The organism is Arthrobacter sp. LAR12-1-1.1 (assembly GCF_040676555.1).
Taxonomy (GTDB): Bacteria; Actinomycetota; Actinomycetes; order Actinomycetales; family Micrococcaceae; genus Arthrobacter.
This window is the reverse complement of the sequence record NZ_JBEGIG010000001.1, coordinates 336,393-363,308: the sequence shown is the minus strand read 5'-3', so window position 1 is coordinate 363,308 and position 26,916 is coordinate 336,393. Positions and strand designations below refer to the sequence as shown.

Annotated in this window: 28 protein-coding genes and 1 pseudogene; 12 read left to right on the top strand and 17 right to left on the bottom strand. The window is 66.2% G+C overall.

Annotated features, from left to right (window positions below; all coding sequences use genetic code 11):
• Nucleotides 1–157: 157 nt before the first annotated feature.
• Both MRBLAR12_RS01690 and MRBLAR12_RS01685 read right to left on the bottom strand, forming a co-directional pair.
• Nucleotides 158–1,606: an SLC13 family permease gene (locus tag MRBLAR12_RS01690; protein ID WP_364743028.1), complete on the bottom strand. Its 1,449-nt coding sequence runs from the start codon at nt 1,604–1,606 to the stop codon at nt 158–160.
• Nucleotides 1,607–1,616: 10 nt separating this feature from the next.
• Nucleotides 1,617–2,735, bottom strand: coding sequence for a PrpF domain-containing protein (locus MRBLAR12_RS01685; RefSeq protein WP_364743025.1), 1,119 nt, complete (start codon nt 2,733–2,735; stop codon nt 1,617–1,619).
• Between the two features lie 241 nt (nt 2,736–2,976).
• On the opposite strand from MRBLAR12_RS01685, the gene MRBLAR12_RS01680 reads away from it, so the two are divergent.
• The gene (locus tag MRBLAR12_RS01680; RefSeq protein WP_364743022.1) at nt 2,977–3,915 is read left to right on the top strand and encodes a LysR family transcriptional regulator; all 939 of its coding nucleotides are present in this window, start codon (nt 2,977–2,979) and stop codon (nt 3,913–3,915) included.
• 169 nt (nt 3,916–4,084) lie between these two features.
• Here MRBLAR12_RS01680 and MRBLAR12_RS01675 read toward each other — a convergent pair whose 3' ends face one another.
• From MRBLAR12_RS01675 to MRBLAR12_RS01650, 6 genes are all read right to left on the bottom strand, one after another.
• A complete protein-coding gene (locus MRBLAR12_RS01675) occupies nt 4,085–4,423 on the bottom strand; it encodes a YciI family protein (protein ID WP_364743019.1) in 339 nt (112 codons plus the stop codon).
• A 49-nt stretch (nt 4,424–4,472) separates the two neighbouring features.
• Nucleotides 4,473–5,453 (bottom strand): TIGR03086 family metal-binding protein, encoded by a 981-nt coding sequence (locus MRBLAR12_RS01670; protein ID WP_364743016.1) that lies wholly within the window; start codon nt 5,451–5,453, stop codon nt 4,473–4,475.
• A complete protein-coding gene (locus tag MRBLAR12_RS01665; RefSeq protein ID WP_229992355.1) occupies nt 5,450–5,821 on the bottom strand; it encodes an ArsR/SmtB family transcription factor in 372 nt (123 codons plus the stop codon). The genes MRBLAR12_RS01670 and MRBLAR12_RS01665 overlap by 4 nt, the downstream gene beginning before the upstream one ends.
• 298 nt (nt 5,822–6,119) lie before the next feature.
• Nucleotides 6,120–6,737 (bottom strand): TetR/AcrR family transcriptional regulator, encoded by a 618-nt coding sequence (locus tag MRBLAR12_RS01660; RefSeq protein WP_364743012.1) that lies wholly within the window; start codon nt 6,735–6,737, stop codon nt 6,120–6,122.
• A gap of 148 nt (nt 6,738–6,885) precedes the next feature.
• Nucleotides 6,886–7,563, bottom strand: a complete 678-nt coding sequence (locus MRBLAR12_RS01655; RefSeq protein WP_364743010.1) for a PAS and ANTAR domain-containing protein — start codon at nt 7,561–7,563, stop codon at nt 6,886–6,888.
• A 91-nt stretch (nt 7,564–7,654) separates the two neighbouring features.
• Nucleotides 7,655–8,041, bottom strand: a complete 387-nt coding sequence (locus MRBLAR12_RS01650) for a hypothetical protein (protein ID WP_414645454.1) — start codon at nt 8,039–8,041, stop codon at nt 7,655–7,657.
• Between the two features lie 421 nt (nt 8,042–8,462).
• On the opposite strand from MRBLAR12_RS01650, the gene MRBLAR12_RS01645 reads away from it, so the two are divergent.
• Both MRBLAR12_RS01645 and MRBLAR12_RS01640 read left to right on the top strand, forming a co-directional pair.
• Nucleotides 8,463–8,825, top strand: a complete 363-nt coding sequence (locus tag MRBLAR12_RS01645) for an ArsR/SmtB family transcription factor (RefSeq protein WP_229992351.1) — start codon at nt 8,463–8,465, stop codon at nt 8,823–8,825.
• A 184-nt stretch (nt 8,826–9,009) separates the two neighbouring features.
• The gene (locus tag MRBLAR12_RS01640) at nt 9,010–9,444 is read left to right on the top strand and encodes an SRPBCC family protein (RefSeq protein WP_229992350.1); all 435 of its coding nucleotides are present in this window, start codon (nt 9,010–9,012) and stop codon (nt 9,442–9,444) included.
• A gap of 66 nt (nt 9,445–9,510) precedes the next feature.
• On the opposite strand, the pseudogene MRBLAR12_RS01635 reads toward MRBLAR12_RS01640, so the two are convergent.
• Nucleotides 9,511–9,891, bottom strand: a pseudogene (locus MRBLAR12_RS01635) (IS110 family transposase); the annotation flags it as partial.
• 472 nt (nt 9,892–10,363) lie between these two features.
• Between MRBLAR12_RS01635 and MRBLAR12_RS01630 the strand changes: the two are divergent.
• The 6 genes from MRBLAR12_RS01630 (at nt 10,364) to MRBLAR12_RS01605 (ending at nt 14,922) form a co-directional block, all read left to right on the top strand.
• Complete coding sequence (locus MRBLAR12_RS01630) at nt 10,364–10,951, top strand: ferritin (protein ID WP_364743005.1); 588 nt, start codon at nt 10,364–10,366, stop codon at nt 10,949–10,951.
• 131 nt (nt 10,952–11,082) lie between these two features.
• On the top strand, nt 11,083–12,018 hold the full coding sequence (gene ppk2 / locus MRBLAR12_RS01625; RefSeq protein WP_229992348.1) for a polyphosphate kinase 2: 936 nt from the start codon (nt 11,083–11,085) through the stop codon (nt 12,016–12,018).
• Between the two features lie 384 nt (nt 12,019–12,402).
• Nucleotides 12,403–12,693, top strand: coding sequence for a hypothetical protein (locus MRBLAR12_RS01620; protein WP_364743003.1), 291 nt, complete (start codon nt 12,403–12,405; stop codon nt 12,691–12,693).
• A 181-nt stretch (nt 12,694–12,874) separates the two neighbouring features.
• Nucleotides 12,875–13,510 (top strand): LysE family translocator, encoded by a 636-nt coding sequence (locus tag MRBLAR12_RS01615; RefSeq protein ID WP_364743000.1) that lies wholly within the window; start codon nt 12,875–12,877, stop codon nt 13,508–13,510.
• A gap of 151 nt (nt 13,511–13,661) precedes the next feature.
• On the top strand, nt 13,662–14,267 hold the full coding sequence (locus MRBLAR12_RS01610; RefSeq protein WP_364742997.1) for a glyoxalase: 606 nt from the start codon (nt 13,662–13,664) through the stop codon (nt 14,265–14,267).
• A 184-nt stretch (nt 14,268–14,451) separates the two neighbouring features.
• Nucleotides 14,452–14,922: a group II truncated hemoglobin gene (locus MRBLAR12_RS01605; RefSeq protein WP_364742994.1), complete on the top strand. Its 471-nt coding sequence runs from the start codon at nt 14,452–14,454 to the stop codon at nt 14,920–14,922.
• Between the two features lie 450 nt (nt 14,923–15,372).
• Here MRBLAR12_RS01605 and MRBLAR12_RS01600 read toward each other — a convergent pair whose 3' ends face one another.
• Nucleotides 15,373–15,525, bottom strand: a complete 153-nt coding sequence (locus MRBLAR12_RS01600; RefSeq protein WP_229992342.1) for a hypothetical protein — start codon at nt 15,523–15,525, stop codon at nt 15,373–15,375.
• A 418-nt stretch (nt 15,526–15,943) separates the two neighbouring features.
• Here MRBLAR12_RS01600 and MRBLAR12_RS01595 point away from each other — a divergent pair, with 418 nt between their 5' ends.
• Nucleotides 15,944–16,612, top strand: a complete 669-nt coding sequence (locus MRBLAR12_RS01595; RefSeq protein ID WP_364742991.1) for an alpha/beta fold hydrolase — start codon at nt 15,944–15,946, stop codon at nt 16,610–16,612.
• 243 nt (nt 16,613–16,855) lie between these two features.
• Nucleotides 16,856–17,110 carry a hypothetical protein gene (locus MRBLAR12_RS01590; RefSeq protein WP_229992340.1) on the top strand — a complete coding sequence of 85 codons (255 nt, stop codon included), beginning with the start codon at nt 16,856–16,858 and terminating at the stop codon, nt 17,108–17,110.
• A 128-nt stretch (nt 17,111–17,238) separates the two neighbouring features.
• Here the strand turns inward: MRBLAR12_RS01590 and MRBLAR12_RS01585 are convergent, their stop codons facing one another.
• From MRBLAR12_RS01585 to ligD, 5 genes are all read right to left on the bottom strand, one after another.
• On the bottom strand, nt 17,239–18,675 hold the full coding sequence (locus MRBLAR12_RS01585; protein WP_364742988.1) for an MFS transporter: 1,437 nt from the start codon (nt 18,673–18,675) through the stop codon (nt 17,239–17,241).
• Between the two features lie 281 nt (nt 18,676–18,956).
• A complete protein-coding gene (locus tag MRBLAR12_RS01580; RefSeq protein ID WP_364742985.1) occupies nt 18,957–19,391 on the bottom strand; it encodes an SRPBCC family protein in 435 nt (144 codons plus the stop codon).
• 230 nt (nt 19,392–19,621) lie between these two features.
• Nucleotides 19,622–20,125, bottom strand: coding sequence for a GNAT family N-acetyltransferase (locus MRBLAR12_RS01575; RefSeq protein WP_364742982.1), 504 nt, complete (start codon nt 20,123–20,125; stop codon nt 19,622–19,624).
• A gap of 230 nt (nt 20,126–20,355) precedes the next feature.
• Nucleotides 20,356–20,769 carry a MarR family transcriptional regulator gene (locus tag MRBLAR12_RS01570; RefSeq protein ID WP_364743725.1) on the bottom strand — a complete coding sequence of 138 codons (414 nt, stop codon included), beginning with the start codon at nt 20,767–20,769 and terminating at the stop codon, nt 20,356–20,358.
• Nucleotides 20,770–20,881: 112 nt separating this feature from the next.
• Entirely contained in the window at nt 20,882–21,907 is a 1,026-nt protein-coding gene (gene ligD, locus MRBLAR12_RS01565) for a non-homologous end-joining DNA ligase (RefSeq protein ID WP_364742979.1), read from the bottom strand.
• Between the two features lie 171 nt (nt 21,908–22,078).
• Between ligD and MRBLAR12_RS01560 the strand changes: the two genes are divergently transcribed.
• Nucleotides 22,079–22,768, top strand: coding sequence for an alpha/beta family hydrolase (locus tag MRBLAR12_RS01560; protein WP_364742976.1), 690 nt, complete (start codon nt 22,079–22,081; stop codon nt 22,766–22,768).
• Here the strand turns inward: MRBLAR12_RS01560 and MRBLAR12_RS01555 are convergent.
• Both MRBLAR12_RS01555 and hrpB read right to left on the bottom strand, forming a co-directional pair.
• Entirely contained in the window at nt 22,765–23,988 is a 1,224-nt protein-coding gene (locus MRBLAR12_RS01555; protein WP_364742974.1) for a macrolide family glycosyltransferase, read from the bottom strand. The two genes, MRBLAR12_RS01560 and MRBLAR12_RS01555, sit on opposite strands and share 4 nt — an antisense overlap.
• A 176-nt stretch (nt 23,989–24,164) precedes the next feature.
• A complete protein-coding gene (gene hrpB / locus MRBLAR12_RS01550) occupies nt 24,165–26,870 on the bottom strand; it encodes an ATP-dependent helicase HrpB (RefSeq protein WP_364742970.1) in 2,706 nt (901 codons plus the stop codon).
• Nucleotides 26,871–26,916 lie beyond the last annotated feature (46 nt).

Below are 26,916 nucleotides of genomic sequence, written 5' to 3'. Positions count from 1 at the left end.
CGAATAGGCGATGATCCCGGTGATCATCATTCGCCGCCCCACTGCGGTCTGGTGCCGGCGGACTCAATATGTCCGGGCCGTCTATTCAATTCAGCGAGGTGGTCCTTGAGGTGGCTGCCTCGCTGTTGGCCATGCGGAATCGCCGTGGCGGGACCGGTTACATGACGCCGGTGGGTACAAGCAGGACCCAGGCGAGGGCGGGAGCCACCAGAACCACGCCGCCTGCATAGGCCATCAGCTGCCGGTAGACACGCTGCCGGTCGTTCCCGCGGGCGTTGGCGACCACCAGCGCACCGTCGGTGGAGAAGGGCGAGACATCCACCACTGTGGCAGCGATCGCCAGCGCCGCGACCGTGCCGGAGGCGCTCAGCGAACTGGTAGCCAGGAGCGGACCGGCCAAGGGAATGAACGCGGTCAGCAACGCCGTGGAGGAGGCGAAGGCTGAGCCGACGCCAATGACGTAGCAGAGGACCAGTGCCACCAGCAGTGGTGCGCCCAGTGCCAGCGCCTGCTCGGCGAGGGTGTCGATGACGCCAACGTGCTGGAGCAGGGAGACATACGTGATCATGCCCGCCACCAGCAGGACCGTGGACCAAGAGACGCCGCCGATGAACGTTTGGTGTTCCTTGATGTTGACAAGGGCCAGCAGAAGTCCGGCGGAGAGTGCGACAAATCCGATCGGCATGTGGAAGCCCAGGGTGCACACGAGCATCACCGCGATCAGTGCCAGCGTGAGGATCTGCTGCCCGCGGGGGCGGCTGGTGCGGGCGGTGTCGACGTCGGCATGCTGGCCGCCTTCGCCGTCGCGCAGCCTGCCCAGGAGGGCGAACAGGACGATGGTGAGCACCGAAAGAATGAGATTCAGGGCGAAGCTTGCAATGAAGAGTGCGCCCTGGGAAATGGGAAATCCGTTCTTGAGGGCGATGTCGTGCACCAGCACGCCGGCCACGGACAGCGGGGAAAAGCCGCCGGCGTGGGCTCCGTTGATGATGAACGCGCCCATCAGTACAGGATGAATCCGGGACTCGTAGGCGAATCCGATGGCAGCAGGCGCCAGCAGCGCGACGGCGGCCGGCGAGAACGTGCCCAGTGACGTGAGCGCAGCAGCGATCAGGAAGAACACCCAGGGCAGCAGCATCGTCTTGCCCCTGACGAGGCGCACGCAGGTCTGGACAATGATGTCGATGGTGCCGTTCCTCTGGGCCATGCTGAAGAAGTAGGTGACTCCGATGATCGTCAAGACGATGCTGGCCGGGAACTCTTCGAGGATCTGCTTGTCCGTCATTCCGAGCATGAAATAGCCGACGCCGAAGGAGGCGACCAGCCCCATCACGCCGATGTTCAGCGGCCATTTCGTGGCGACGATGAACATTATGACGAGGATGACGAGCGGGATGATTTGGACAGCGGTCATGGAGTGCTCCGGTTGCGGGGTGGCCGAGGGGTTGAAGATATCACCCCCCAGCACGAGGGCAATCAAAGCCAGGATCGCGAAACCGGCGCCCACCGCCACCAGTAGGATACGGCGGCGACGGGTTGGACTCGGGGCCCCTTTGCCCCGGGTCTCGTCCGCAGCGACAGCGGTGCGGTGCTCAGTCTTGGTCATGATGGCCTCCTCAGCGGGTGGCTCCCGCGAGGGAGGCAGCGACGGCGCTGCCGGGAACCTCGGGGAGATGGATGATGGTTGTGGCGATGGTGCGGGCGGTGCGGTCGACGCCTACGAGGAGCGTCGCGTCGTGCTCCTCGCTCCACGTCTCGATCACCCCGGCGGGGGTGCGGAGCCGGAGCGTACTCCCCAAGGTGTCGCCCGTGATGGTGTGCAGCACGGTGCCGGCGGTGCGGGCGGCCAAGGTCAGGGCAATGCTGCCTGTGATGGCCAGCGCCGGGTGGAGCTTGCCCATGGAGAGCATCATGACGCTGGCGTCGGCACCGGGGCCGGCCAACGCTGGCGCGGCTACGATGGCGAGCTTCGGGATGGCCCGGGCCGCTTCGGCTGCCGTGGGGACCAGCCCCATCCGCACCGCTGCCTGCCTCCGGATCTGCTCCAGCGTATCCAGCTGCAGCTCCACCCCGGCGCGCCAGCTGTCGTACCTGGCCGGGTCCAGGCCCAGCTCCTCGGCGCGGACCATCACCACGGGGGCTCCGGCGTCGACCATCGACACGGTCCAACGGGCTCCGCCTGCCGTGATGGTGTCGGTGGCCGCGCCCGTGGGCAACAGCGCACCGGTGGTCTTGCCGGCAGGGTCTTGGAAGCCGAGCCCCACCGCGTAGCCAGGGAAGGGCACGCCGGGCATCTGGGCCTCCGGAACCGATGCCAAGGCGCCGGCCGGGGTGGCCACCCGCTGGACGATGATTTGATTGGTGTTGGTGTTGCGGGTGACGATCCGGGTGACGTCTCCGGTGGGGATCACCCATCCCCTCTCGATGGCGTACAGTCCCACCACTGCCGAACCGTTCCCGCAATTGCTGCCCCAGTCCACCGAGGCCTCTTCGATACCCACCTGGGCAAAGGTGTACTCAACGTCAACCTCGTCGCTGACGGGCCGGTGCAGGATCACGGCCTTGCTGGTCGTCGATGTCGCCCCGCCGACGCCGTCGATCTGGCGGGGGTCCGGGCTGCCGAACAGCCGCGGCAGCAGCACATCCAGGCTGGTGCCGCCCTCCTGAAGATGCTCCGCATCGAACACCCAGCATTTACTGGTGCCTCCGCGCATCCATCGGGCTTCGATCTCCATGATTTTTCCCGTTTCTCCTCGTGCCTCAGATGTAGATGAGGATCTGTAAAAAGATTGAGCCAGATCACATCTTTAGACAATGTTGGATTTTTGTGGGGGGATGTAGAATAGCTACATTCATTGAGCCCGGGAAGATCAATTCCCGTCCTTCCAGCCTCCCTTGGCTGGATTAGTCCCCGATGGGCTGAGCGGAGGCCACATCCTGATAGGGAATGAACGAAATCCGGAGAAGGGTGAAGCGTTGCTTAACGACGAGGGTCAGGGCTTGTTCGACATAAGGCGGCTGGCGCTACTGCTGGAGGTGGTGGAGCAGGGCTCGATCACCGCCGCGGCCGAGCTCATGATGTACACGCCCTCGGCCGTCTCCCAGCAGTTGCGAAAGCTCGAACAAGAAGTGGGGCAGCCGCTCCTTACCCGCCGCTCCCGCGGGGTGGTGCCCACCGAGGCCGGCCAGGTGCTGGCCGGCCACGCCCGCAAGATCGTCTGGCAGATGCAGGCAGCACGGTCCGACCTGGGCCAGATTGCCGGCCTCAAACGCGGTTCCCTGACCGTGGGCACCTTTCCGACACTGGCAGGGTCCTTCCTGCCCGTCGTTATCCGGACCTTCAAGAAGCGGTACCCGGCCATCAATCTCTCCTTGCGCAGCGCCCGCTTCGATGAACTCGTGGCAGATCTGCAGTCCGGGGTCACGGGGCTGTGCCTGCTCTGGGACTACCCATGGAATCCGTTCCGGGACGACTCCATCCGCGTAACCGAAGTCTTCCAGGAGAGCACCGTGATCCTGGTGGCCCGCAGCCACCCACTCGCCGACCGTGAGCAGGTAAGCATGGAAGACCTGCGCAACGAGTCCTGGATCGTTCGCGCCGAGGCCCACCCCGTAGTGGAGGTTCTGCAGCGTTCCGCCCACGACACCGGATTCGAACCGCAGATTGCCTTCCTGGCCAACGACTACCAGGAGGCCCAGGCCATGGTCAGTGTGGGAATGGGCGTGGCCATGGTGCCCAAGACAGCCGTGGCACTTCAGCATCCCGACGTGAAGGTGCTGAGCCTGGGTTCCGCCGCCCCGCTGCGGCGGATACTGCTGGCGCAGCGCGAGGACAAGGTCTACGCCCCGGCCGAGGTGGCCTTCCACTCCACCCTGCTGGAAATCGCCCGCGAACGAGCTAGCGACTATCTCTAGACCACGGGGCCAGAGTGGAAAGCGGCGGCAGGCCGCCTTGCTCCGGCGCTCCGGCCACAGCCACAGCCACAGCCACAGCCACGGAGGATGGTCCGGTGCCGGTTAAAGCGTGTTCGCCGCTGCCGTTGGGCAGCGGCGAACAGGCCACGAGCATCGGGTCGAGCCGCTGCTACATTCCGGGGATCTGCTGGGCCTCGTGAACCTCGATTTCACAGCCGCCCGGCATGTTCAAGTGCGGGTGTTGCTTGGCGAGTTCGACGGCCGCCTCAAGGTTTTCGGCCTCGATGATGCTGTATCCGGCGACCTCGCGCTGGCTCGGTGCCGTGGCTCCGCCGGCGGAAACGCGGACGCCGTTGGCCAGAGGCGTTCCGAAGTCGATCAGTCCGTTGCCGACTTTAGCGGCCCATGCGTTCCACTGTTCCATGGCGGCTGCCATGTCCTCCGGTGCGGGCGGCGCGGCCTCGGCGGGGGTCATCGGGGCGTGGTAGAGGAAGACGAACTTGGACATATTGTTCCTGCTTTCCTGGGTGTCTTTGACGGGTATCGGGTAGGAAACTTCAGACGGCGATGGTTCGGCCGGTGAACGCGATCAGGCGCTCCAGGCTGCCTGCGGTCTCCGCGACCGGCTGGGCGGCGGCGAAGCTGCCGCTGGCGCGGACCTGGTCGGAGATGGTCAGCAGGGCCAGCGCCTCAACGTGATCGGTGACGACGTCGGAGACGACGAGTTCCTGGCCAGTGGCCTTCGCGAAGTCCCACGCGTGCACGAGCAGCTCGAGGTTGATGATTCCGGCGACGACGGTGGCGGGAAGTTCAGCGAAGCCCATGTCGATGGTGCCTTCGACACCACGGCGGCTGAACGCCTCCAGGGTGGCCTGCGCGAGTCCGGCGATGCGCACTTCCGGGCCTGCCCCGGCGTCGTCGCTCACGTCCGCGCCCAGTGCTCCGCCGATCTGCTTCAGCGAACCGGCCAGGTGCTCCAGCAACTCGTGGGCCGTGAAGTCTTCGCAGGGAGTGGCTTTCTCCCGGTCTTCCGGAGTGAGCTTTCGCAGCACGCCCAGGAGCACGGCGAGGGATGCCTCAGCAGAGCTGATGTGATCGATCGAATCCGGGGCCGCTGACCACTCGTCCGGACCGGCGCCGGCCGGGGTGGAGGTTTCGGCGATCAGGCGGTCCAGGTAGTGGTTCCAGCCCTCGGCATGTGCTGCGGCCTGTTCGGCGTTGAGGCCATCGTGGACCAGACGGAGCGTGGTGCCGTCGGCGTCGGGCTCCAGCGTGATCGACACGGTGGAAGCGCCCGGCGCCAGGTCCATTCCGGCTTCCCAGCCCCAGGTGAAGACGACGCGCTTGCCCGGCTCGATCTCCGTGAAAGTGCCGGCTGCGTGGTGGCCAGGAGTGACGGTCCATCGGTATTCGCCGCCAATCCGAAGATCAACCCGGGCCGCCACCGTCTGCCAGCGGCGCAGACGTTCCGGCTCGGTGATGAGTGCAAAGGCCTCGTCGACGCCGACGGGCAGGTGAATGGTCTTATCGAACATCATGAGAGTGGTCCTTTGTCTTGAGGCGAAGTATCTGAATTGGTCGTGTGATGTTGCGGAGGGCCGTGACGCTGTGCGGCAAGTGCGGCCGCATCCGATGCCAGCAGATCCAGTTCGTAGGTCCAGAACTGTTCGACAAGTTCACGGAGCCGGCCCATTCCCACCGGGTCGAGCCTGTAATACCTGTTCCGTCCTTCTTTGCGGGCAGATACCAGGCCGGCCTGCTCCAGTAACAGCAGGTGCTGGGACACCGCGGAGCGGCTCACCGTGAAATGGGCGGCCAGCTCCCCGACCGCCTGTTCGTGGCTGGCGAGAAGATGCAGCAGGCGTCGCCGATTCGGCTCCGCAGCAATCTCCAAGGCATCCAACACAGATAATACGTTAGTGGTGACTAACGTATTTCGCAAGGGCAAAGTTGTTCGAGGGTCAGGTGATGGGAGTGCGGCGCGCCTGTCGGTCGGCAGGGAGCCGGCGTCAGCATTGAAATCAGGAGCCGGCGTCGGTGTCGGCGTCGGAATTGGGAGCGGCGTCGACGTCGGGGCATGGCGCTATGTCGACGGCGGCGCGCCAGCGCTGTTAGGTGTGTCTGTTTGCGTGGAGGAAGCTGCGGCTTTGCGCAGGGTCATGGAGGAGCCGGCATCGAATGCGGGCACTCCCCCGGCACACCTGCTACAGGTTTCGGTGGTGCTCGATGAGCCAGCGCGCCATCTGCTGGGCGCGCTTGGAGGCCAGCGCGTCGCCTTCGGTGGCCGAAATGATGGAGCCCTTCATCAGGATGTGCCAGGACCGCGCAAATTCTTCGGGGCGGTCCAGCCCGGCTTCCTCAGCCAGGGCCTGGATGTGGCCCCTGATGCGGCTGAGGTAATCGATGCTCGCCTTCCCCAGAGGGTGCCCGGCCCCCATCTCCAGCAGGACGTTAATGAACGAGCACGCCTCGAAATCCTCGCGCTGGAACCAGTCGCCGAACACGTCAAATACGGCGAGCAGCCGTTCTTCGGCGGTGTCGCCGCGCCGGCTGGCCTCTGCCACGATGAGGTCCACGGTCCACACCTGGTCGCGGAGTTCCAGGAAGGCCAGTACCAGGGCGTCCTTGGACGGAAAGTGCCGGTAGAAGGTTGCTTTGGAAACCCCGGAACTGCTGATCAGCTCATTGACCCCCACTCCGCGGATGCCGCGGCGGGAGAACAACTCGTAGGCGGTGGCGAGAATACGGTCCACCGGCTCATCGCGTCCGGCCATGGCTGTGGCAGGCAACAGTGTGGGGCCCGCGGCGTCGTCGACAGTCATGATAAAACAATTTTACACTGGGCTGAGGCGTACAGACCGGTCTGCCTCGGAGTGTGCTATGAGTGTCCGCTGGGTTATGCCCGGAGCATTCGGTCAGGGCAGCGCGCAGGGCGTGCCGGCCAAAGGCCCGCCCGGCGCCTTTCGTCCCCTAGGGATGAAAAACGCGGCCCCCATCGCGGCGTGCCGAGAAACGGCTGTCCAGTGCGTGGACGAAGCTGCGGAGGGTGGCGGATTCCTGCGTGTTGCTGGCCAGCCGGACGATGGCCGAGGCCGTGTGGGCAAGCTTGATGTTGTGGTGCTGGCTGTAGGCGGAGAGCCGTTCGAAGGCGGCGTCGGAACCGATGTGAAGAATTCCCATCAGGATGCCCTTGGCCTGTTCAATGAGGCCTCGCGTGCCAATGGCTCCGGCAATGGCCTCGCGGGCGGACCGGTCCGTTTCCAGCTGAACTGTCCTGGTGAGGTCGAGCATGAATCCGTCGATGAACAGCAGTTTCCCGTCACGATCCGGCACGCCCTCCCCCGCTGTCAGGACGCGGCGTTCCCGCCTGCGTGCGTCGAAGAGACGGTGGTAGTTGGCAAAAAACCCTCCCCCACGGCCCACATCCTCAAAAATTTCCCTGCACCGTTTCCGGTCGTCAGGATGCAGGTGCGACATCAGGACGCCCACCGTCGGCACCACCTCGCCCCGGTGATAGCCATGGATTTGATAAATCTGCTCGGACCACTGCAGCTCCCCCGAGACCACATCGTAGCGAAAGGTCCCAGCGAGGCAGTCCTCGGCGACCAGCGCGCTGGAGTAGGCCCGCAACGCCTTCAACTCGGTCATGGCCATCCCTGCCTGTCCGGCCCAACGGCAGACGCCCCGCACCCGGCCCGAGGAAAGCGCCCCGGGGTGCCAACACGGGACACGGCGTCAGTCAGCACGAGCTGAGCCCAACGTGGGCGCTCCGCGCCTCCAGGGCCTGCCGCCACCGTACGATTAGCTGCTGATTCCGGATGACGGCCCGGCCGCCCAAGAAGCGCGCGGCGGACGGGATGCCGGTGCGCGGCGGCCGTCCCGGGGATCTGGGCGCTCGGTCACGGGCCGACCCCGCACGTGCGCGGGGCTCGCTGGCGTGCGTGTCATGGGCTCGACGGTTATGCGCGCTTGGCTCCACCGGAATGGCATCGGCCACGGGCTGGGGCAGGGCGTCATTTTGCGGTGCCTCTATTTCGGTCACCAGCCCCATGCCGGCGTACTCCCTTACTGCGGCGATCCCGCCCACCGCCGATGGCAGGTCAGGAAAGGACCTGGAGAGGGCCATGACAGTCCCGTCCGGGGCGGTAAGTCGAAATCGGTAGGAAGTGTCGGAATCGGTGAACAGTTCGAACATGCCTGTCATAGAACCCTCCTGGAAGCCGGGACTCGATTGTTCCCGGTGACGCCGTTGTCACCGGGAACAGTCCGAATCCACCCGAACAATGCCGGCCACTCATAGAAGGCCGAATCGAATTGATGAATTCATGAAAGTCTGAACTACGGTTCTCATCTGCGCAAGAGGTACCACTTTGTCTTCCGGCGGCGGCGACACGGCAGCGGTCCGGCGCTACGATAAATGTGCGGGCGGACCGATCGTGGGCGATGCAAGACAGACTTTTCTGTCTCGCACGTGTTAGTTTTCCTGTCGGCGGGTTCTGCACAGATGCGCGGCCCAGAATATTTGAATGTGAAGGAGGGAGGTCCCGATGCCGGATGATCTTCCCACAAGTATGGTCCTGACCGATGTTAAGGCCGAACTTTTCAAGTCCATGGGCCACCCTGCTCGAATCCAGCTCCTGGAAATGCTCGCGGACGGGCCCGTTGCCGTGAGCAGACTGCGCGACAACACGGGTCTGGAGCCGTCGAACCTCTCCCAGCATTTGAGCCTGCTCCGCCGCCAGCGCCTCATTGTCCCCTCGCGACGCGACGGGCGGCTGTTTTATGAACTGGCCAGCCCTGAGGTCAACGTCCTGCTCGCGGCCGCACGATCCCTGCTCGGCACCCTCATCCACACCAGCGGCTTGACGCTGAGTCCCATGGCTGAAGAGCGGGAAGAGGCAATCCGCTAGGTGCCGGCGCCCGGTGGACCGCTAGACGGCTCCCTCTCACAGCGGTCGACGTCGGCCGCGACGGCACGATCCGGAGGACACCTGGACCGGGCGCGGGCCGGCCAGGGCCGCACGACGTACAGTATGGACAACATCGATCGGCTGGCCGGGAATCGGCCGGGACCAAGAACCAGTACGGGTATGCATGGCTCACGCCGAGAACGAGACCACCATTAACCGTTCGCCGGAGGATGTCTATGCGTTCCTCGCCGATGGGCTGAACAACCCGGCATGGCGTTCGGGGGTGCAGGACATCACACTGAAAAGTGGAACACCCGGGGACCTCGGTGCCGTGTACAGCCAGACTCTCACGGGTCCGGGCGGCCGGCCTATCGTCGGTGACTACGAAATCACGGCTGCGGACCCCGGAAAGCATCTGGGCTTCCAGGTCGTGGCCGGCCCTGCCCGCCCGGCCGGCGCTTACCGGCTCAGTGCAGCGTCCGGCGGAACGACTGTCCTGTTCACGTTGGATCTGCAGCCCAAGGGACTCATGAAACTCGTGGGTCCGGTGATTGTCCGCACCATGAATGCCGAAGTCGCGCAACTGACCAACCTCAAAAGCGTTCTCGAATCCGCATAGCGAGGCCTCACAGGGTGGCAACTATGGAAAACCGGAATCCCGATGTGGATCTGTGGCTGGAGAAATACGACAACCCGCAGCGAGAACTGGTCGCAGGACGGCTGCGGCGATCCGGTGCGCGTCCAACGGATCGGACTTGCCATGCCCGTGCTGGGCACGGGCATCCATGCGCGCCGCTTCGGCGACCGGGTAGCCGGCAGTGCCCACGGCGGCGGCCAGCAGGGCGCCGTATGAGGCGACGCCCTCGATCACCCACAAGGTGGCCAGGTCGGCGCCGGTGCGGCGCGCCACCCAGGCGATGGCCCGGTTGATGCCGGCGCTGGTGGTGGGGAAATCCCGGGTCTGAAGCAGTTCGCCGGTTGAGGTGGCGATGATGGCGTAGACATGGTTCCTGGCGTGAGTGTCGACGCCGACGACAAACGGGCGGGAATGCGCAACGATAGGCATAGCGGTTCAGGCACCTTCCTCAATTTCGCGGATATGATCAGGGCCGCGCACGGCCGGTACCAATCCGGGTAGAGGTCACTTCGGAACAGCACTGTGACGAGCCACGCCCCGTCAAACAGGGCGGGCAACCTTCTGATCAAGTCACCGATGTGGGCCGGGCAGGTACCGGCCGCCCACCCCATGGACGGACGAGTCGACGGAAGGGCACCCGACGGGGGCCAGTTCTTGTTTGAGTCGCGACCACAGGGCGGAACGGCCAGCACCTACTCTGCCAGCCAGTCCCAGACCAGCCACACCAATCCTCACAGTTCTTGTTTGTGGGCAAGCTTCCGCGACCAGGAACCGCAGGCTATTGACCGGCCATCATGCATCCGGGACGCTCGAAGCAAGACCCCCTGCAAATCGACAGCGCGGCCGACCCCGGCCAGCTCCGTCCACAGTCGCCCACACCGACCCCCGTAAGGAGATCCCGATGGAATCCACTAAATTTACTGAACTGCTCACCCGCCAGGTCGGCAACGAATTCGCCGCCTCCCACCAATACGTCGCCGTGGCCGCATGGTTTGACGGGCAGGACCTTCCGCAGCTGGCCAAACACTTCTACCGCCAGTCGCTGGAAGAGCGCAACCACGCCATGATGATGGTCCGCTACATCCTGGACCGCGGACTCAAAGTCGCCATCCCGGGCATTGATCCGGTCCGCAACGACTTCGCTGACGTCGAGGAGCCCCTCGCCCTGGCCCTCGCGCAGGAACAGGAAGTCACCGAGAACATCAAGGCCATCTTCGCCGCAGCCAGGGCTGAGAATGACGCCCTGGGCGAGCAATTCATGCTCTGGTTCCTCAAGGAGCAGGTCGAAGAGATCGCCTCGATGACCACCCTGCTGAACATTGCCCGGCGCGCGGACAACCTCTTCGACGTCGAAAACTTCCTGGCCCGTGAACGCGTCGGCGACCAAGGAGGTGGCGGCGGCTACCGGGGATCCGGCGGGCATCACGCCGGCCAGACCGGAGGGAGCCACGACTCCGGAACGCCGGAAGCGGCCGGAGGATCACTTTGAAGCCCATCCCTATCGTGAGCTCCACCTGTCGGCTTAGGCTGGTCGCATTCTATGAACTCAGTTGAGCATCGAACGCTGCCGGCACCCTAGAAAGCCGGCGACGGTTCAGCGGGGCCGGAAGGAGGCTGGGGATGGCGCATGCGGACAGGACGTGGACACCCGAGGATCAAGGTTGGCTCCGGGAAAACCTGAGGGAGGCCATCGACCATCTGGTGGAGATGGGGTACACCGTGCGCGGGGGGCAAGGCGAGGATCCGGAGCTGATCCACCCGGGCGGTTCGGCCGTGCAGACGTGGCGGGAAGACTACCCCTACGACGAGCGGATGTCCCGTGAGGAGTACGAGCTGGAGAAATACCGGCTCCAGGTTGAACTGCTGAAGTTCCAGTACTGGGGCCAGGACCAGGAGCTCCGGCACGTGATCGTATTCGAGGGCCGGGATGCGGCCGGCAAGGGCGGAACGATCAAGCGCTTCACCGAGCACCTGAATCCCCGCTCGGCCCGGGCCGTGGCATTGAGCAAACCGTCGGACCGCGAACTTGGCCAGTGGTACTTCCAGCGCTACATCCAGCATCTGCCCACGGCCGGGGAGATCGTGATGTTCGACCGTTCCTGGTACAACCGGGCAAATGTGGAGCGGGTCATGGGCTTCTGCACGGAGCAGGAATTCGACACTTTCATGATTCAGGCGCCGCTCTTCGAGAGGATGCTGGTGGACTCCGGAATCCACCTGACCAAGTTCTGGTTCTCCGTGACCCGCCACGAGCAGCGCACCCGCTTTGCGATCCGGCAGATAGACCCGGTGCGGCGCTGGAAGCTCTCCCCGATAGACCTGGCCTCCCTGGACCGGTGGGAGGAGTACACGGCAGCCAAGGAGGAGACGTTCCTGCGGACCGACACGGACCATGCGCCGTGGATCACCATCAAGTTCAACGACAAGAAGCGGGGCCGGATCAACGCCATGCGCTTCTTCCTCAACCAGTTCGACTACGAGGACAAGGACACAACTGTGGTCCACGGCCCCGACCGGCTGATCGTGCGCCGCGGCCGCGACGCCGCCGGCGACTAGCGGGCCGGTCAAGCCCGGCGAAGGCCGCGCAACGGGCACGGCGCAGCCGCCCTCGCTGCGCAGATCCCTGCTCTGAACGGATTCTTCTCCAGAAAGACCGTCGATCACCCTTGAAATAGACCCAAAACAGAGGGGTAATCGTTTAAGGCGGTCAATGCCAGAGGGCCCCAACAATACTCGCGGCCGTGGAAGGCTCGTGCCGAGCCGACGGCGCGCGCGGAACCGCCGGGCTGGGGCCGGTGCTGCCCTTGATGTCACCAGCCTGAAGACGCCCCCCGGCCTCCTCGCGGCTAACGACATATCGAGCCGGTGTCCATACCGAAGCGACCTCGTGGATGGCCGCCGCCCCTTCAGGTACCACCAGGCAGGAAGGAGGAACCAATCATGAAGCTCAAGGCACATTCCGCCGCTTTCACTCTCCAGAACCGGTTTATGCGCCGCGGGCTGGATGATGAACACGCCCAGATTCCGCGGCGGCAACCCGCAACCAACGACGTGACCCCCGTCAGGATCGTCGAACCCGGCAACGCCCGAGAAATGCCCGAAGATGGGCCGGATGACCGCGATTTTCAGCGGACCGACCCAGACGAGGAGCCGAAGGACACCCTATGGTTTTACCTTCTTGGCATTGCCACCATCCTGTACCTGATCGCGCTGATGGTCATCCTCCTCTGATGACCCAGGACGCGCTTGCCGTGGGACTTCTCGGTTCCGTGGTACCAGCGCACATTCCTGCTCCTGGGACGCAGCGCAGCTCGCTGCCCTCGAGAAGAACGTCGGGTCGCGTTTGACTGCCTCCCCGGCCGTGCCTCGCTGCAATTGCAACCAGGCAAGCTGCACCCGGACAATGGTGCGCATGACCGCTGTAACCCTGCTGGCTTTTGCCGGCCTGTGCCTGCTGCTCTCCGTCACCCCCGGCCCAGATACGTTCCTGGTGCTGCGGATCTCCCTGCAGAGTGCCGTGGCCGGCCTTGCCGCGGCGCTCGGCTCGGCACTGGCATCCCTGGTCTGGGCCGGGCTGGTGGGGGTGGGTCTCGCCGCAGTGCTGGAGGACTCCGCCGAAGTATTCCGCTGGCTAAAGATCGCGGGCGGGTTGTACCTGCTGTACCTGGGCATCTCGTCGCTGATCCGGGCCCGCCGCACAACACCCTCAGCAACGGCCGGACACGCTCCCCGCCGGAGCTACAGCCGAATGACAGGGTTCGGCGCCGGCGCGCTCTCCACACTGCTCAACCCCAAAGTCGGCCTGTTCTACCTCGCCGTCGTGCCGCAATTCATTCCGCACGGCGGCAACACTCTGGACACCGCGATGGTGCTTGGTGCCATCGAGAGCATTATCGGTTTCCTCTATCTGGCCGCCGTATCCATCGCGGCAGCGAAGGCAATGGCGTGGCTGCAGCGTCCGCGAGTGAGCAGCTGGCTCGAACGCGGCAGCAGCGGCATCATCGCCGCACTCGGGCTGGGCGTGCTGGCATCGAGCACCAGCTCGTAGCCAGCGCCGGTCATCCAACCCGAAGGTAACCGAGGCCGAGCCGGATGTTCGGCCGCATGCGGGACGGATCGATCAGGATCGGAGAAGCGATCAGGGGGGCCACAGCATAAAGTCATCAACACGACCTGCCCACCCTTCCGAAGGACCTGCCATGACCTCCATCGAATCAGTGACCCTCGAAGTACCTGACCCCGCGGCCGCCACCGCCTTCTACACTGCTGCCTTCGGATTGGGAACGCAGGTGCGCGTGCGAGCTTCGGATGCCCCGACGGCCGGGTTCCGCGGGTTCACGATGTCGCTCATAGTGTCGCAGCCGTCCACCGTCAGCAGCCTGATCGACACTGCTCTGGCGGCTGGTGCCACGACGCTGAAGCCGGCCCAAAAGTCACTGTGGGGCTATGGCGGCGTCGTTCAGGCTCCCGATGGAGCGATCTGGAAGGTCGCGACGTCGGCGAGGAAGGACACCGGTCCGGCCACCAGACAGATTGACCAGATCGTGCTGCTGGTAGCGGCCACCGACGTTGCTGCGAGCAAACGGTTCTACGTCGACCACGGACTCGCCGTCGGGAAAAGCTTCGGCAAGTACGTCGAGTTCGCCATGCCGGCGAGTCCCATCAAGCTGGGGCTCTACGGGCGCCGCGCTCTCGCCAAGGATGCCGGCGTCCCTCCGGAGGGCACCGGTTCGCACCGTCTCACGATAGGCAGCGACGCAGGCCCGTTCACCGACCCGGACGGGTTCGCGTGGGAGCCCGCATGAGTATGAGCCGGGAGGCCGTCGGTCATTTGGCCGCTTGTGTTCCACCAGGTGATGCGGCTGTTCGGGTGAAAAGACACCGCACCTGTCGTCGAAAATTTTCCACGGAGGCGACCCACATCCGCTACCGCGTCCTTCGCTGAGCCGGCCCCTTCCGTACAAGGGTGGGGCATGCCATCGTTGCAGGATGCAGACGGTGTACGAAGCTGCTGGCGGAGCCCCCTTTTTCCTGGCGCTGGCCGGCGCATGGCATACCAGGGCAACGGCCGACGAGGTGGTCGGCCACGCGTTCAGCCATGGCTTCCATCCCGAGCATAGGCGGCGGCTGGCCGCCTACTGGGCGGAGGCTTTAGGTGGCCCGACAACCTATTCAGACTCCTACGGCGACGAGACCTCTGTGGTGCGGATGCACAGCGGCAACGGGCCGCACGAGGATATGGACCGTAGAGCGATCGCCTGCTTCGATCAGGCAATGACCGACGTCGGACTCACCGAGGAGAAGCCTCTCCGCAAGGTGCTGCACGACTACTTCGCGTGGTCGACCACCACCACGATGTCCCGGTACCACCGCTCCGCAGAGGACGTTCCGGACGGCCTGCCCATCCAACACTGGTCGTGGGACGGTCCCGTCGAAGGGGCGGGTTCAGAAGACTCCTGATCGCATGCGAGCCGTTCGTCTGTCCCCTACCCGGAGCCCCTGTCTCCGCTGCCGCGGTCAATGGCGACGAAGCAAAGCGCCGCCGAGTAGGTGAACGTACGGCCTGGGGTGCGGATTTCCCAAGGGCCCGAATCCGGGACGCGCCATCTCCTTATCGCCATTTCCACGATGGGCGTCAGTGCCGCCCAAAGCTGCTTGTCCACCCGGTTCCCGCGGCCGTGAAGAAGAACCTCGAGTCCGTTAAAGGTGAGCCGGGCTGCAGGCAGGTGGCCCCAAACTTCTTGGTGCGGGACAACCACTAGTGATGATGGGTGGGACCATCACCCAGATCTGTGCTTTTCGATGTCACAGGCAAGAGTTGTTTTCAGGTTTCAAGCAGTCAGGGCGCACGAAAGCGGCGGCCGGTCCCGTGTGGGACCGGCCGCCGCCGTTGAGCGATCAGGTTGAGCGTCAGGCTTTGGCCTTGCGCTTCACCCAGCCCCAAACAGCCGTGGCCACCAGCAGCACCAGAGCAATGATCGCCAACCAAAGTAGGCCCTTCACGGCGAAGCCAAGGATCGAAAGTACAAGCCAAATGATAAGTAGTGTGATTATTAGTCCCATACCGGAAGCTTATGCCACGCCAGTAGCCGACGGCGCCATCGGGACCGCGCTCCACGTCCGCTTTGGCGCTGGCCAGGGCCTCGGACGGTGACCCTGCGGTGGCCGCGGCTCTGCTGTCGCTCGTTATCTAAGGGGTGAAGCGAGGACGAAGCCTGTCATGTGTTCGAGTCCAGGACGACGGTCTCTGAGACAATTCGATCGTCCGGTTACCGACGGGAAACGTAAACTGCTTCCACCTGACTGGAACGAACTGCCCGAGATGCGAATGGTCCGTTAGCGGCTGCCGGGGTTGCCGGCGTCCATAAGGGCGGGGAGAAGATGGGGAGATGAGATCCGTGTTGAAGCGAAAGCAGCCCAACGGGCGCCACCTGCTGGTCCGGAACCGGGGTCCCGTCGTCGGCGTTTGGCTGGTACTGCCGTGAATACGTTCGTGCTGATCCCGGGAGCGGGCGGCGCAGCCTGGTACTGGAGCCACGTCGTTCCTTTGCTTCAGGGGACCGGGCACGACGCCGTGGCGGTCGATCTGCCCGGCGACGATGAAGGCGCCGGGCTGCCGGAGTACGCGCGGCTGGTTCTCGACGCCATCGGTGGGCGCAACGACGTCGTGCTTGTTGCGCAGTCGCTGGGTGGCTTCACCACCCCGCTCGTGTGTGAGCGCGCTTCCGTCCGAAAGCTCATCCTGGTGAATGCGATGATCCCTATACCGGGCGAGACCCCCGGCGCATGGTGGGACAACACCGGCTGGGCTGCAGCGCAGCAAAGCGCGGCCAGGGCCCACGGGTACAGTGCCGAGTTCGACATTGACACCTACTTCCTGCACGACGTTCCGCCGGAAATCGCGGCGGAAGGGGAACCGCATCAGCGCCCGGAAGCAAACGCGGTTTTCGGTTCGGTATGCAACTTCACGCAATGGCCCAAGATCCCAACCCGTGTGCTTACCGGCGAGGCAGACCGGTTCTTTCCTCTGGATTTCCAACGACGGGTCGCCCGCGAACGCCTCGGTGTGGAGCCCGACGTCGTGCCCGGCGGCCACCTCCTCGCCCTAGCAAACCCCGACGGCGTGGCCAGCTACCTGCTGCGCAGTTGAATATGGGGAACCGGAATGGGTGCCGGTTCGATGATCGTTCCGTTGACAGGTCAAGCGGTGGACGATCTCGGCCCCGGGGTCCTTCAACACGCGTCCGAGTAACACCTGACCCGCCGGGTTGAGCCGAACTGGACAGGGTTGTCTTCCTGGCATAAATTCAACGTTGGCAGTCGGGCGCTGACCCAACTGCCCAGTGTCGGTGACGGAGCGTCCCAGCGATGCACACGAGATAAGGGAACGGATATGAGCGCGCATTTTGATCGGTTCCTCGCAGAGGCCGTGACCAGTGACCGGGAAACCGACGGCGGGTTGGACGAGGAAGAGCTGTACGGGTTGTACACCAGCTGGTGCCTGATAAACCACACCGAGCCGGAGCCCGCCGAGGCTCTTTGGGCGGCCCTCGAAGGCCGCCGGATCAAGCCTGACGACAACACTCTGGCCATGTCCGGTCCCGCCGCGTTGGATTACATCGTGTACAGCTCCCCCGACCTGGCGTAAACGCACCTCAAACGGACGGTGGGACCGCTGGACCGGCGAGCTGGAGAACGATGCGGCTCAGACGTTGAATACGGCATCGGGCCGCAGTCCGATGGCGGAAGGCCGCACCAGGGCTTGGAACCTTGGGATCACCCCCGCACGGCGGCGGGGACCTGCTTGACGGGTTTTGTGGCAGGCATCCCGATAACGGCGACGACGGTGAGCAGCGCGACGATCATGACCGCCAGGAACACGGCGGAAGAGGCCGCCACGATGGTACCGGGATCCGTGTCACCGTGCGGAGTGCCGGCGTAGACGGCGTTTGCTATCGCCCCGAACACTGCGACACCGATGGAGCTGCCGATTGATCGGGCGAAAAGGTTGGTGCCGGTCACCACCCCGCGCTCGTTCCATTCGACGCTCGTCTGGGCGGCGATGAGGGTCGGCGTGGCGACCAGCCCGAGTCCGAGTCCGACGATGAAGCAACTGCCTGCGACCAGCGCAACGTTCGGGACGGAAGCGGTGACGGCCAGGACCGCCGTGCCGATGACGGTGACCGTGATACCGATCATCGCAGTGTTCCGGAACCCGATCCGCAGATACAGGCGGCCCGATTGGGACGCACTGATCGGCCAGCCGATGGTCAGCGCCGCCAGGGCGAGCCCGGCCAGGATCGGGGAGGTCGAGAGGGCTCCTACGAGGAAGGTGGGAACGTAAGAGGTGATGCCAAGCATGACTGCTCCCACGCCGAAGGCGACCATCGCCGTCGTCGCCAGCAGCCGCCGGGACACCACCCACGGGGGCAGGACAGGCTCCGCTGCCCTCCGTTCGGCGAGGACGAACGCGGCGAACAAAAGCGCACCGCCGGCGAACACTGCGCTGCTGATGGCGGAGTTCCAGGCCCAGGCCTGGCCGCCCTCGAGGGCACCGAGAATGAGCAGGGTGAGCGAAACCGTGAGCAGCCCCGCGCCCAGATAGTCGACCCGGTGCTTCACGCGCTCGATGTTCTCGTGGAACGACCGGACCAGCATCCATCCTGCCACCAGGCACAGCGGGATGTTCACGAGGAAAATGCCACGCCAGATGCCGAGCGTGGCAAACACTCCCCCGAGCGTCGGGCCCACCACTGAGGAGACGGCCCACACACTCGCAAGGTAGCCCTGTACTTTTGCCCGCTCTGCCAGGGCGTAGATATCGCCGGCGATAGTGATGGCCATCGGCTGGACCGCTCCGGCGCCCAGGCCCTGGACCACGCGGAAGGCGATGAGCACCGGCATGCTCCACGCGACTCCGCACAGGACCGAGCCGAGCAGGAACAGTCCAATTCCGATCAGCATGATCGGCTTGCGGCCGATGGTGTCGGAGAGCTTCGCGTAGACAGGGACTGACACAGCCTGCGCCAGCAGGTAGGCGGAGAACAGCCACGGGAACGACGTGAACCCGCCAATGTCATGCACGATCGCAGGCACGGCTGTCGCCACAACGGTCGCGTCAATCGCCACCAGACCCGTAGAGAGCATCAGGGCAATAAGGACAGGTCCGCGTTCGGAGCGGAAGCCGACTCCCTCGGCAGGCGTAGTCGTCACGTGACCTCATTCCCATCGGTGCTCAAAGGCGGCGTTGTGCGCAGAACCGGTTCCACCCCCGACTGCATAACGGCACCCGTCACCGAATTAGTCCCGGACCTGCCTCATAATCGCGGCGATGGTCCGGACTATTGCACGCTTGCTTATTATCGTCTAATTTGAGGCTGGGATGCGGCCCGCCTAGCGAACACGGGCCTTCGGCACACGCCTCTTGCCGACTTCCTGACAGGCCGGCTCCGCGTCCAAGTCCGGAGCCGGCCTCGGGGGCGCCGCCCATCACCTCATTGAGCGTGTCGGCCGAGGATTTCTGAGCGTTTCCTGACGGCGTTGACGTAATCGATGAGAGGCTGCCGCGCGTCCGGCATGGCCTTCCCGACTAGCCCGCGCAGTGGGCCGGTGATCTCCTCCTTCACGCGCAGGTGCGTCTTGCCATCGTCGTGGGGTTCAAGCGTGAACGTGCATACGCCGGTGATCAGACCCAGGGGCAGGCCCCCGGTCCAGGTCATCACCTCGCCGGGCCTCTGCCGGACACGCAGCCGGAAGATGCGGCTCCCACAGGTGCTGGTCCGGATTTTGATGGTGCCACCGTTGCGCAGTTCGCCCGTGACGTGCGTGATACCGGAATCCCAAACTGTGTAGTTCCCTGCATCGGTGATGATGTCCCAGACGGTGGAGTCTCGGGCTTTGATAAGTGCCTCAGCCTCGACGGAATGCATGAACCTACCGTATCCGCCGCGTCCCGGGAAGGCGCCAGAGGATTTGGGCACCTGTCTGGTGAACATCAGCCCACGTCCACGGCATAGGCCAAAGGCCTGGGAGACGTACTCCGAGTGGCTTTGGGGCAACCTAGGTGACTGATGACCCGGCTCATGTCGACACCGCATGCTGCGCGGAAGGCTGCGGCGCTGGCTGCCGCAGAACGCAAGTTCTGGCCCCCGGCAATGGGTCAGAGGGTGAGCTTCATGCCCTCGTGGCTGCAGACAAAGCCCAGGCGCTCGTAAAAGCGGTGGGCCGCGAGGCGGGATTTGTCGGTGGTCAGCTGGACGAGGGAGCAGCCGCGCTCACGTGCATGCTTAATGGCCCATCGCATCATGACCGCACCAGTTCCCTGGCCTCGCAACTGCTTGGCTACTCGCACCCCTTCAATCTGTGCACGCCAGGATCCCCTGCGGGAGAGGCCGGGGATGAAGCTGAGCTGGAACGTGGCCACCACCTCACCGCCGAGTTCTCCCACTACCAAAAGGTGGGCGGGGTCGGAGTCGATTGCGTCAAAAGCCAGCTCGTACGGGTCCGGATCGTCGGCCCTTTCTCGGGTTGATCCGAGCTGATCGTCGGCGAGTAGCTGCAGAATTTGTGGCAGGTCAGCTTTGGTCGCGTGCCGGAGGCTGAAGGTTTCAGAGCCGACGGCGGCAGCCATTAAAGCGGGGACAGCGGAGGAACGGGAGGTCATGACCCCAGCATTCCATGAAGGCCCAGGGGCTTGCGACTAATGCTCTCTGTGGTGCCAGCCCCGCCGCAGGGATTCAGACAGTTCCTCCCAGGCACACCGATGGAGCGGCCAACTGTTGGGTCTAGTGCTGCCTGTCGCAGGGCTCCGATCACCCTGGCGGGTTACTGACCTCCCCGACGGCTGCGGCGCCGGGCGTGAATGAGCGTGTGCGGAGGCACACCCAACCGCTTCTATCGCGAGGCGAGCCGGTCCGCGTTGTTGCTCATGCGTTCGAGGACGCTGACAGCCATGGCATACTCATCCGCTCCGATGCCTGCCGTGAGCTCACGGCGGGCAGCTTCCGCCAGCCCGGTTGCCTCCGAATGCAGAGCGGAGCCGGCCTCGGTCAGGGCGAGGCGACCATCCAGCAGGAGCACCAGCCCCCGCCGAACCAACGCGGCCAGGTCCCGCTCCTGCCCTCCGCCGCCGTCCGCTGCGTTGAAAGGCCGCAGGATATCCCGCATTTCCGCCGGCGTGACGGGGGCGGAGCCCAACGTGTTGAGGACCTGCCACTGCCTTCTGGACAGATGGACACCGGCCAGCGTGGAATCGAGTTGTGCCTGCAGCGACGCATCCAGGCGCCGGACCCAGTAGCCAATGGGCATGTTCACCTTGCCATCGTCGCAGGAGCCTCATGCCCGGGCAAGGTCGCGGGCGGAGCCCGACTCCGGATTTCCGGGGATCATCCCGGCTAGGGTCGCCTCGTGGTTGAAGTGGTCAGCCGCTGTTGCGCGCCCGGCTGGGCTGGACCCGCGGCGGTTCCCCGGGCATCTTGGGAAAGTCCGGCGGGAACGGCAGCTCCCCCAACCCGGCCTCGACATCCCTGTCCCACCATTCCAGGAGGAGATCGACGGTGCCCGCGCTGCCCGAATGCATGCCCTCCCACGGATCGCCGGAGGCTTTGAGCCGCTCCGGCACGGTGACGATCGTGAAGGCACCGGGATCGACGGCTTTGAGCTCCTCCCAGCGGATCGGGCAGGACACCGTGGCATTGGCGAGTGCGCGCGGGCTGTAGGCCCCCGCTATCGTGCGGTCGCGGTTCGCCTGGTTGAAGTCGGCGAAGATGCGGGCGCCGCGTTCTTCCTTCCACCAGGCGGTGGTTACCTCCTCGGGCAGGCGCCGCTCGAGTTCGCGCGCCGCCGCGATGACCGCGTGCCGCACATCCAGGAACTCCCGGGTCGGCTCGATCGGGGCAAAGACATGGAGCCCCCGGTTGCCTGAAGTCTTGATGAAGGCGTCCAGCCCGGCCTCCGCGAGGACGCGCCGCAACTCCAGCGCCACCGGAACGGCCTCTGCGAACCCCGTTCCAGGCTGCGGGTCGAGGTCGATCCGCAACTCGTCCGGATTATCCGGGTTGCCGGCCCGGGAGGGCCAAGGGTGGAAGACCACGGTATTCATCTGCACCGCCCACACCGCTGCGGCGATTTCGTCGATCACCAGCTGGGGGTGCGAGCGTCCGCTGGGATAGACGACGTCGACCGAACGGATGAAATCCGGGGCGCCTTTAGGCGGGTTCTTGGAGAAGAACTGCTCGCCGTCCACCGAGTCCTTGAACCGCTGGAGGGTCACCGGCCGGTCCCCGTTCGCCGCCAGGAAGGCATCGCCGACGTCCACCATGTACCGCGCCAGGTCCAGCTTGGTCAGTCCCAGCTTGGGCCAGACGACCCTCGCCGGACTCGACACCCGCAACTCCCGGTCGCCGTGCGGACCGCTGACAGTGAGGTGGACTTCTTCCTTGGCCATGGGGACAACCTACCCCGGCGGCGGGGACAGTTGAAGGGCGCAGCCGCCACAGCGAGCGGAGAGCGCGAACCGGCGGGCGGCGTCGTGGTCACGGAAGTGGAGGGCCCTAGTGGAGAACGGTGTGGCAGGGGCCGTGAAGCGGAACTGCCCTGGAAGCGGCATGATGGACGCATGACAACGCCCGAGTTCCCGATCACCTTTGAGGTCGGCGACGCCACAGTGTCGGGCGTCTTTGCCGAGCCCGACGGCTCCTACGCGTCCTTGGTTGTTGCCCACGGCGCCGGGGCGGGAATGGACCATCCGTTTCTCGTGGGCTTCACCCGCGCCCTGAACGCTCTGGGTGTCGCCACCCTGCGTTTCAACTTCCCCTACCGGGAGGCGGGACGGAAATTCCCTGACAGGCCGCCGGCGGCAATCGCGGCTTGGCGGGCGGCCATGGAGGCCGCTGTGTCCCGGTCCGCCGGCCGGCCGCTGTGGGCCGCCGGGAAGTCGTTCGGTGGGCGCATGGCCTCAATGGCGGTGGCGGAAGGCATGCCGGCTGCCGGGTTGGTCTACCTGGGCTATCCGCTGCACCCGCCGGGCAAACCGGAAAAACTCCGCGACGAGCACCTCTACGGGCTGACTCTGCCGATGCTTTTCCTGCAGGGCACGCGCGATACGTTCGCCACCCCGGAACTGCTGGAGGCCGTGGTCGCCAGAATCGGACCTCACGCGACCTTGGAGTGGCGCGAAGGCGGAGACCACTCCTTTGCCGTTGCCGGCGCGAAGCGTAGTGCCGACGAGGCGGGGGCGTCCCTGGCGGCCACGGTAGCTGAGTTCTTGAAGACACACGGCGAATATCCCGCGAGCGTGCTCCCCTAACCGACGTTGCCGAACCGCCCCGCCCCGTGGCGCACATGCGCTTCGATGGCGTCGGCCGCAGCGACGGCCCCTCCCGCGCTGCGGACAATATCGCTCATTGCGGTCACGTTCCGCCGGACCCGGGCGTCGGTGTGGAGCGCGGCGGCCGCGGCCCGGAGCGCGTCGGGCCCGACGTCCTCCGCCGCAAGGTGCCGGCCGAGACCCAGTTCTTCAAGCCTGCGGGCGGTGGCCACCTGCTCCGGTTGCTGTGGCACGGCCACTAGCGGGACGGCGAAATAAAGTGCCTCCATGGTCGAATTCATGCCGGCGTGGGTAATGAAGACAGCGGTTTGACGCAGTATCAGCAGTTGAGGGAAGAAGGGCCGGACCTGGACGTTTGGTGCAATCGTCCCCAGATCGGCGAGGACCGTCTGGTCCCCGACGGCCATGGCGACGTCCCACTCGCTGCCACCGAAGGCCTCAAGGCACATCCGGAAGAAGTCCGGCCGGCGGTTCAGTGGAGTGGTCCCCAGCGATATGAAGAGCAACGGACCCGTTCCCTCACGGACCCATGCACCGTCGCTGTCCCGGCCGCCCACGCTGGGCCCCACAAACCGGAACCGGTCATCGAAGGTGGCCCCCATGGGCTGGAACTCGCGGGGAAGGAACACGATGTTGAACGGCGCCGGCGGGCCGTCGAACAGCCGGGGCGTCCGCACACCTTGCTCGGCCGCGAACTCCGCCAGCAACTTGCCCATGGCCAGCGCAACCTTGGCCATCTCGTCGGCGCCTTCCGGTGGCGGGGCGGGCATCAGCGATCTCAGCGAGAAATGTTCGTTGCTGGCATAGGTGGGCATGAGGGCAATGGCCGGGGCCCCGATTTTTTCTGCGGCCATGCTGCCGCTGAGCGTCATCGCGTCAAAGCAGACGGCGTCCGGCGGGTCCTGCCGCAGGCGATCCACCAGCGCCGGAAAGCTGGATCTGAGGTCCTCGAAAACCCGGTTCATGATCGGCAGCATCAGCTGCGCCTGCGCCCGTTGCCCGGTCCCCAGCGCCGGCATCGACGCCATCCAGTTCCCGCCGGAGGCGTGAAAGGCCGCGCCCGCGTTGCGGATCCGCGGCCCGAAGTCGGCCGACGTGAAGTACGTGACCCTGTTCCCCCGGCCTACAAGCTCCGCCACCAGCGGCAGGGTCGGGTTCACGTGTCCGTGGGCGGGAATGGAGACGAACGCAAGATGCATGGCCATCACTCTTCATCGCTGGGCTGAATGCCCGTTTGGCCGGTCCGTTTGACCGGCCTGTTTGCCGGCGTCCCGCGGGCCTGGCGGTCCGCCGGCGTCGTGCAACTTCATCATGCCCCTGTTGCCCGGGCGGCGCGAGTGGTCAGCCGGCAGCGCCGGGCTGCTGGTCCCGGCGGTCAGTTCCGGGGCTTGGTCCGGGCTGTCGCGGGCGCGGTCCACGGGTCTTCGGGCCAGGGATGCCGGGGATAGCGGCCGCGCATTTCCGCCCGGACCTGGGCGTAGGGCCCGGACCAGAACGATGCGAGGTCGTCCGTCACGGCCAGCGGCCGGCGGGCCGGCGAGAGCAGGTGGAACAGCACCGGCACGCGCCCCTCAGCCAGCCGCGGCGTCTCGGCCCAGCCGAAGCACTCCTGCAACTTGACGGCCACTACCGGCCGGCCGGTGGTGTCGCCCGCGTCCGGGTAATCGATCCGGATCCGTGACCCGCTGGGGACCACCAACGACTCCGGTACCAGTTCACCGAGCCGGGCCGCCTCAGGCCACGGCAGCAGCCGGCTCAGCGGGCCGGCGAGGTCGATCCCGCCCGTGGATGCCCCGCCGGCCAGCGCCGCGAGTTCCGGGGCCAGCCATTCGTCCAGCCGGGCCAGCAGCGCCGGCTCGGAAACGTCGGGCCAGGACCCGCCCAGCTCCCGGTGCAGGAGGGCAAGACGGCGGCGCAAGCCATCCGCCGCCGCCGACCATCCGATGGTCGCCAGCCCCTCGCTCGCCAGGGCGCGGGCCACAGCTGCGCGGCCTTCGTCCGCGGGAGGCCGTACCGGGGTGGACGAAAGCACGATCGCGCCCAGGCGGCGCTCCCGCCGGGCCGAGACGCGGCCCTGGCTAAACCGCGCCTGCAGGGTTTCGCTGAGGAGGTTGCGGGCGGCGGCCTCCGCGGTGCCCGCCGTCAGCGGCGCCGCGGAGCGGATGACGGCGCCGGTCCCCGCGGCGTCGCGCCCTTGCGCGCGCGATACTTCGGCCACGCCCAGCCACTCGTGCCCGGACAGGGGGCTGCCGGCCGGCAATCCGGCGCGCGTTCCGGACGTGAGCAGGTATTGTGCCGGCCCCTCCCCCGGTACACGGCGCGCCACGCGGTCCGGAAAGGCCAGCGCGACGACGAACCCGACCGCCTCCGCAGCGCCCACCGCCCCAGCCGGCGCGACGCCGGCTGACTTCTGGGGCCCGACGCCAGGGGACTCCTGGCGCGCGATCGACTCCATCCGCCGGACGTCTTCCGCCCACCGCCGGGATCCGGGATCCCTGCCCGTCCGCAGCGCGGCGACCAGGCGGGTCAGGTCTGCGCCCGGGGCACGCTGGTCCCCCGAGACCAGGGCCACTGCCTCGGCCGCCGCGCGGTGGCCCACCGTCGCGGCGCCGTCCAGCAGGGCGCGGGCAAGCCGGGGGTCCGTCGGGACCCGGGCCAGGATCTTGCCCAGTTCGGTTGCGTGACCGTCCGGAGCGATGGCGCCGAGTTCCCGCAGCACTTCAACGGCCTCGTCCATGGCGGCTTGGGGCGGCGCGTCCGGCAGGGCCAGTCCCCGGCCGCCGGGGGCTCCCCAGCACGCCAGAACCAGGGCGGCGCCGGTCAGGTCAGCTGCCGCAATCTCCGGCGTCGGGTGGGCCGGCGCGGCGCCAAAGGCCCTCTGGTCATAGCAGCGGATCACCGTGCCCGGGCCCTGGCGTGCGGCACGGCCGGCGCGTTGTTCCGCGGACGCCCGGGAGCAGGACACAGTCACGAGGCCGGACATCCCGCGGCCGGCGTCGCGCCGCGGCTCGCGGGACAGCCCGGAGTCGATGACCAGCCGGACGCCGGGGACGGTGAGGGAGGACTCGGCGAGTGCGGTGGAAACGATGATCCGGGCAGCCCCGCCGGGTTCACGCCCGGAGACGGCGCGGTCCTGCTCCGACGGACCGGCCTGGCCGTGGAGTTCCAGGACCTCAGCGCGGCTCCGGCCGCGCAGCCGCGCGGCAATGTAGGAGACCTCCCACGCGCCAGGAACGAACACCAGCGCGTCAATGTCCCGTCCGCCGGCCAGCGCGGCGGCGTGCCCCGCCGCTGCCGTGTCGGCCACGTGGTCCAGGAAGGCCCGGGCCACGCCGCGTTCGTCCAGCCGAGGCACCGGCGCGGGGGCCCATTCCACATCCAGCGGGAACAGCGCGGACGGACAGTCGACAACCGGTGCCGGGCCGCCGCCGTCGTTTCCGGCCGCCCCTTCACCGATCAGGGCGTCTCCGATCAGGGCGGCGAAACGGGGCGCGTCGAGCGTCGCCGACATGGCGACGAGCGTGAGGTCACCGCGCAACTGGCGGACTTCGATGAGCATGCCGAAGAGGAGGTCGGTCTCCAGCCCGCGTTCGTGGACCTCGTCGAGGATCACGGCGTCGGTGCCCTCGAGCCCCGGTTCCGCGAGGAGGCGGCGGAGCAGGATGCCGGGGGTAACGAACTCGATTACGGTTCCGGGACCCGTCTGGCGTTCCCCGCGGACCGTGTAGCCCACCCGGTCACCGAGCCGGGTGCCGTCCAGGGTGGCCAGGCGCCGGGCGGCCGCACGGGCAGCGACGCGGCGCGGCTGGGTGACCACGATCCGCGGACGGCGCCCGCGCCCATCTCTCCCGCGGGTCGCGGTGTTGCTGTTCGCGATGTTAGCCAGCAGCGGCGGCACAAGCGTCGTCTTGCCCGTGCCAGGAGGAGCCTGCACCACCGCGGACGCCCCGGCGCCTCCGCCTTGCAGGGCCGCCGCGAGAGCCCCCAGCGATTCCGCAAAAGTCAGGCCAGCCCCGATGACGTCGAGGTCGAAGAGGCCATTGGAGCAGGCTGGGTCGAGGGGTGCGGTCGCGGAGGTCACGCCTCCATTGTCTCCGCAATTCACCCCCGGGCGCGCCGGCTGATCC